4 protein-coding genes are annotated in these 7,590 nt (G+C 27.7%); all 4 read left to right on the forward strand.

The window, feature by feature from the left end; translation table 11 throughout:
- The coding region (locus Q0842_RS15830; protein ID WP_298500438.1) for an amino acid adenylation domain-containing protein at positions 1–2,937 on the forward strand (2,937 nt) is incomplete at its 5' end.
- Positions 2,924–3,715, forward strand: a complete 792-nt coding sequence (locus Q0842_RS15835) for a class I SAM-dependent methyltransferase (protein ID WP_298500440.1) — start codon at positions 2,924–2,926, stop codon at positions 3,713–3,715. The genes Q0842_RS15830 and Q0842_RS15835, both read left to right, overlap by 14 nt.
- The gene (locus tag Q0842_RS15840) at positions 3,712–5,703 is read left to right on the forward strand and encodes a condensation domain-containing protein (protein ID WP_298500442.1); all 1,992 of its coding nucleotides are present in this window, start codon (positions 3,712–3,714) and stop codon (positions 5,701–5,703) included. The genes Q0842_RS15835 and Q0842_RS15840 overlap by 4 nt, the downstream gene beginning before the upstream one ends.
- Positions 5,704–5,708: 5 nt before the next feature.
- Positions 5,709–7,590 (forward strand): condensation domain-containing protein (locus Q0842_RS15845; protein WP_298500444.1); only part of this gene is annotated, 1,882 nt, incomplete at its 3' end.

A 7,590-nucleotide genomic window follows, 5' to 3' on the forward strand; every position in this document is an offset into this window, starting at 1 on the left:
AAAAAAGAGTCATTACTAGATAGGTGGAAAAATAGGGAGACAAAAGACAGCACTACAAATTCTATAAAAAAAGCACCATCTGGAATTAAAATACCTTTATCTTCTGGTCAAAAAAGATTGTGGTTCTTACAACAAATGTATCCTAATAATCCTTTTTATAACTATTCTGAAACCTATACCTTTGATGGGCCACTAAATGAAGAGCACCTTATTTTGAGTTTGAATAAGGTATATCAAGATCATGACGTTTTAAGGTCTACGTATCATATAGAAGATAAAACAATTTTTCAAAATGTTGATACTAGTTCGGAAATGGAAATATCTATCCATAATTTAAGCACATTAAGTGAAAAAGATAAATCACTTAAACTTCAAGAAATTATTGATAGTGATGCCACAAAACATTTTAATTTAAACAAAGGTCCTTTAGTACGTGTTACATTAATTAAAATTAGCAACACAAAACACATTTTACAAATTACATTACATCACATAGTAACCGATAAATGGTCTATGCGTATTTTTCGTGAGCATTTAGCAACGTATTACAGGCAATTAAATAAAAATATTCAAACTACAAAACTGAGAGGTGAACTACAATACTCCGATTACTCATTTTGGTCAGAAAAAAAAGAAATTAACACCAAACATCTAGAATATTGGAAATATAAACTTTCAGGAGAAATCCCAAACTTAATTTTACCTACAGATTATCCAAGGCCACTTCGTCCTTCTTTTAAAGGCGCTGCATCATACACTCAGGTTTTTGATAAAATATTATCTAACAAACTTTTAAATCTTTCTAAACAATTAGAAACTACACCCTATAATTTAATGCTTTCTGTGTATTATGTATTATTATTTAAATATAGTGGTCAAACAGATATTTTAATTGGAACTCCTATAACTAATAGAGATCAAAAAAATTTAGAGGAACTTATAGGTTTTTTTAACGATACCGTTGTATTAAGAACAAAATTATCTCCTTCAATGAGTTTCATAGATTTGGTAAAAGCTGTTCACAATAACACACTTGATGCTTTTGCAAATAAAGATATTCCTTTTGATATTTTAGTAAAAGAGTTAAAAGTAGAAAGGTCTACAGCTATAAATCCATTTTTTCAAGTGATGTTTTTATACCATTCTGTCTCTGAAAACCCAGTTTTTGATGATAATCTTAATTTAACGCATACATGGTTTGATACTAAAGTTTCTAAATTCGATTTAACAATTTATATAAGTGAAATCAATGGTATATTATCTTCTACTTTTGAGTATGCTACAGATTTGTTTGAAGAAGCTACTATTAATCGTTTTCAAAAATATTTCAAACAATTATTAGAAGAAGTTGTTAGTAACCCGAATGAAAATATAATTGATATTTCAATAATTAATCAAGCTGAAAAACAATTCTTAATTAATCAAGACACTCAAAATTTTAATTCTTTTAGTGAAGATAATAGTATTCAAAATATTATAGAAAGAACGTGTAAAATGTATCCAGATGCCATAGCTGTAACATTTCAAAATTCATCTATAACGTATAAAGAATTAAATAACAGAGCAACCTTACTCGCTAATAAACTACTTGAAAATTTAAAGGCAAAAAACGAAGTCGTTGCCTTATGTGTAGATAGATCTATTGATATGATTATTGGCATATTAGGCATACTTAAAGCAGGTTGTGCTTATTTACCTATAGACCCTGAATACCCTTCTGAAAGAATCCATTTTATGATTAAAGATTCTGGAGTAAATATAGTTTTAACTCAAAAAACTTCAGTCATAAATTATGAAATTCAATCCATTTTCATAGAAGATGTAATCAATAATAAAAATGAAATAGCTGTCAAAAATTATCCTGAGACAAGCAAAACTGATTTAGCTTATATTATTTATACTTCAGGAAGTACTGGACAACCTAAAGGGGTTCCTATAACCCATGAAAGTTTAATAAACTCTACAGCTGGTAGATTAGAGTATTATGATAATAATCCTAGCGCTTTTTTATTATTATCTTCAATATCTTTTGATAGTTCTATTGCAGGTATATTCTGGACACTTTGTACTGGTGGTAATCTAGTGATTGCTGAAAAACGTATTGAACAAGACATTGATAGAATAGGGAATATTATTAATGAAAAAAATATTAGTCATACACTAATGTTGCCTTCTTTATATAAATTAATTCTTGAATATATAAATAAAGATAAATTGCTAAGTTTAAACACGGTTATTGTAGCAGGTGAAGCCTGCACAAGACCGCTTTGTAAAATTCATTTTGAAAAAATTCCGCATACCAAATTATATAATGAATATGGCCCTACTGAAGCTACCGTTTGGTGTATTGCACATGAAATTAAAAAAACAGACAATTTCGCTTTAAGCGTACCTATAGGAAAACCAGTAGCTGGAGCAAATATTTATTTATTTGATAATCATTTAAAATTGGTTCCTTATGGCGCCATTGGAGAAATATATATTGGAGGTCATGTACTCTCAAAGGGTTACTTTAATAAATCAGATTTAACAAACAAAGTATTTATTGATAATCCTTTTAATAAAAAGGGAAAACTTTATAAAACTGGAGATTTAGGCAGGTATAGAAATGATGGTAATATTGAATTTTTAGGAAGGGCTGATGAACAAATAAAAATAAGAGGTTATAGAGTAGAACTAGGAGAAATTGTAAAAAAGATAAAAACTTATGGAAACTCTATTGATGAAGTAATTGTTTTATATGAAGAAGAATCGGCTACAGATAATTATCAAAATTCTGAAAAATATATGACGATTGATGAAATGGCTCAAGTATTATCTAATATAGATGAGAATGAAGTTAGCAATATAATAGACTCAATAAAATCGCTTAGCAACTCTGAAAAAGAATACCTACTAAGTGAAACTGAAGAAAAACACAGCTATGAAAAAAATTAAACGCTCACAACAGTTTGAAGTTGTTGTTACTTTACATGATAAAAATTTTATATGCCCTCCAAAAGAAAGTCAAAGAAATGCTGTTGTTAATAGAGCTCTAAAAGAATTTGTTGGCGATTTGAATATTTTAAATGAGCAAACAAAACGATTTGTGCCTGGTGCAACAAGTCATGAGTTTAAAATTGACAGAGCTCAAAAAGTTATGGAAGTGGAAGAAATTATGGAAGATTGGCAAATTCCGTTAATGCAAGAAATGGCAAAAACCATAGCCAATAATGGTGGAGATATATTAGAAATAGGCTTTGGACGTGGTATCTCTGCAGAAATGATAATAGAGCATGATATAGACACATATACTGGTATAGAATGTAATGACGCTATTATAGAAACCTTTTTTAAGCCCTTCAAGCAAAAACACTCAAACAAAAACATAAAAATAATCCATGGTCTTTGGCAAGATACTATTGACGGTCTAGATTTATTTGATGGTATTTTATTTCATACCTATCCATTAAATGATGACGAATATATGCAGTACGTAAATGGAAGTATCACTTTTGCTGAACACTTTTTTAATCATGCAGCTAAGCATTTAAAAACAGGAGGGTCATTCACTTATTTTTCTAACGAAATAGATTCTTTAAGTAGAGAGCATCAACAGTTACTTTTAAAACACTTTTCTTCATTTTCCATAAAATTAATTCCGTTAAAAATACCTGATGATGTACAAGACACATGGTGGGCAGACTCAATTGTTTTAATTAAAGCTATAAAATGATAAAACACAATTTGATCCAAATTCTAGAACAACTTTCTGAAAATGAAAGAAAACTTTTGTCTTTAAAATTGACAGATTTATTAAAAGAAAACACTCTTAATTCATCTTCTGATAAAGGAAAAAAACTAGTTGCTTACATTAAGAATAATGACATTTTAGATATTGACCATTTAAAAACTCATATAAAAGGACAATTACCCGATTACATGATTCCTACTTCTTTTTGGGAAGTAGAAAAAATCCCTTTACTCCCAAACGGAAAAGTTGATAAAAATAAATTATTAAAAACCAAAAATAATTCATTAAAAGCAGATAGTAATAAATCATCTATTTTAAAACCAAAAACTGAAATAGAAGAAAAATTACTTAAAATCTGGGAGGAGGTTTTAGGTTTTTCTCCAATAAGCACAAACGATAATTTCTTTGAAATTGGAGGAGATTCCATACTAAGTATTCAAATTTTATCTAAAGCACGTAAAGTTGGAATTGAATTAAAAGCCAATCAAATTTTTGAAAATCAAACCATAGCAGAACTTGCTCTTTTTTCAAAAAAGAATAAGCCTAAAAATATAACTGAACCAATAATAACAGGTGAAGTTTCGTTAACACCAATACAACATTGGTTTTTTGAAACACATAAAATTGCTCCACATTTCTGGAATCAAATAACAGAGATAAAAAACATATCCAATACCATAAGTTCTAATCAAATAGAATCTATTGCTACAAAATTAGTATTTCATCATGATACACTCCGTTCCAGTTTTACGTTAAAAGATGAAATATGGAAAGCTTATATTTTAAATCCTGAATCAATTAAGCCTTTTGAGTCCATTAGTTTACAATCAATAGAAAGTAAAAACACTCAAGATTCTGAAATTCAAAAAACCATTGAAACTATTCAAAATAACTTTAAATTATCTGACGGTGGTTTATTCAAAATTTTATATTTCAATTGTAAAAAAATTCAAGAAAACAGAATATTTATTATAGCCCATCATCTTATTATAGATTTTGTTTCTTGGAATATTATTTTTCATGATATTCAATTTGCATTAAAACAAATTGAGAACAATAAAGAAATAACTTTTAACAAAAAAACAGATTCCATAAAAAAATGGGGGGAATATTTAAAGGCATTAGTTAATTCTAAACAAATTCAAAATGAACTAGAATTTTGGCTTTCTCAAAAAAAAGATTTAAAACAATTCCCCGTAGATTTTAAAATTAATTCAAATGTTTATAATGAAAAATCTATAGTTAACTATACTAGTATTATTGATAAAAAAGGTACAACAACTTTACTTTTTAAGGGTAATGAACTTTATAATACTAAAATTGAAGATTTACTTATTACTGCGCTTTCAAAAACGCTTTTTGAATGGGCTAATATGGAACATATTTGTCTTGGTTTGGAAAGGCAAGGGAGAGCATTAGATGATGACACTATAGACATTTCAAATACTGTTGGATGGTTTACATCTTATTTTCCTGTAACTCTAGAAAACAACAATGTAGATGATATTGGAGAAAAAATAAAATCTGTAAAAGAACAATTAAATGCAATTCCAAATAATGGAATTGGTTATACCATTATAAAGTATTTAACCAATAAAAACAAAACTGATTTAGATATTAATCCAAAAGTTATTTTTAATTATTTGGGAAACACCAATGACACATTAGATAATTCAAAAATTAATTTTCAATTTTTATCACATGGTACTAGAAGCCAATTAAGTGAAAGAACTTATCAAATTGAATTGAATACGTATGTTAAAAACGGTAAACTAAATATTAATTGGAGCTACACTAAAGCACTATATAAAGAAATTACTTTTATTAAATTAGCTAATGCTTTTGAAACTAACTTGAATGAGCTAATAACCTACTGCAACAAAAAAGAAAGTGGTGAATATACACCTTCAGACTTTCCTGAATCTGGTTTAAATCAAGAAGACTTGGATAGTTTAATGAATTTATTTTAATCTATATGAATAAAGAAAAGAAAGTGAAAATCGAAGCTATTTACCCACTTAACACAATGCAAAATGCGCTCCTTTTTCATCATCTTACAGAAAAAGATGATAGAGGGTTTTTAAATGTGGAATGTATTATTGAGGGAAGTTTAGATATCGATTTACTGAAAAAATCATGGGATTTGGCTATTGAGAGACACCCTGTATTAAGAACTTCAGTACACTGGGAAAATATTAAGAACCCAATACAAGTTATTATTCCTATTTCAAAAGTGAATTTTAATATTTTAGATTGGACTAATTTTACAACTACTGAACATAAAAAAAAGTTGAATGAACTCAAAGTCATTAATAAGAAAAATAGTATTGATTTTCAAAAAAATCCTTTATCAAAAATTAGTCTCATCAAAGTCAAACCCAATTATTATTACTTTGTTTGGTCTTGTCATCATCTACTATTAGACGGTTGGTCATCAAGTATTATTCTTAAAGATGTTTTCGAGTTTTATGATTCACTAATTACGGGTAAAAAACTTGAACTTGAAAGTATCCCTTCATATAAATCTTACCTAAATTGGCAAAAAAAAATTGATACTAATGCAGCAAAAGAATTTTGGAGGAATACATTCAAAGATTATAAACAACCTTTTTTGTTCAATAAAAATCAGCATAAAACTAAAAAACTGGTTCAAAATAACATTAAACTATCAGAAGAAACTAGTATAAAAGTTCAAGAAATAGCCAAAGCTTATAGAATAACATTAAACACATTATTCCAAGCCCTGTGGGCTTTAATTATATCTAAATACTTAAATCATTACGATATCACTTATGGAAATACAGTTTCAGGACGTTCTGGAGATTTTCCTAACATAGAAAATATAACAGGTATGTTTTCTAATGTAATTCCTGTAAGAATAAAAATAGACTTTAATTTAAGTGTTAAGGATTGGTTAAAAAATATTCAATCACAACAAATAGAAGCTAGAAAATTTGAGCATATTACAATTAACGAAATAACAGAATGGATCGAAACCTCTTCAAATCGTATTTTTGATAGTCTCTTTATTTTTGAAAATTTTCCATGGGACGATATCAGAGCGGGAAATATTAAAATACATAGTTCCAAGAGTGGTATTACTACAATTTATCCTTTAACATTAACAATAAAACCAAGCGTACCTATAGATATTAATCTCATATCTGATGAATCAATTTTTTCACTAGAGGCAAATCATTGGATTCTAAATAGGTTTGAAGAAATTATTAATATACTTGGCTCAAAAAAAGACATATCAATCGAAACATTATACGAAAACATAACTTCTATAAATTTTAAAATTCGTACTCAAGCTTCAGAAATTATAAATAAAACAAATGTTATTGCTAAACCAAAAAACAAAACGGAGTTTGAGCTTTTAAAAATTTGGAAATCCATTCTTAAAAACAATAACATTGGTTTAACAGATAACTTTTTTGAAATCGGAGGTAATTCTATTTTAAGCTTACAAATAATTTCAAAAGCAAGGGAATTAGGCATAGCAATAAGTCCAAATGAATTATTTGAAAATCAAACTATCAGAGAGTTAGCTGATTTTATTGAAAACCGAGAAACAAAGACAACAAAAATCAATAATTTTAATCATCTTGTAGATGTAAAAAGTTTAGGTAAATTAGCTCCTTTATTTTGCATCCATGGAGGTGGAAGTCATTTTTTCTATTATAATGCATTAAGCACATATATTAATCCCGATAGACCCTTATACGCTCTTCAAGCATCAGAAGTTGAAGATAATATTATTTTACATGAGAGTATAATTCATATGGCAAATGATTTTGTAAAAGAAATAAAAGCTGTTTCACCAAAAGGACCTTATCATATTATGGGATATTGTT

It is taken from the genome of uncultured Algibacter sp. (assembly GCF_947495675.1).
GTDB lineage: Bacteria > Bacteroidota > Bacteroidia > Flavobacteriales > Flavobacteriaceae > Algibacter_B.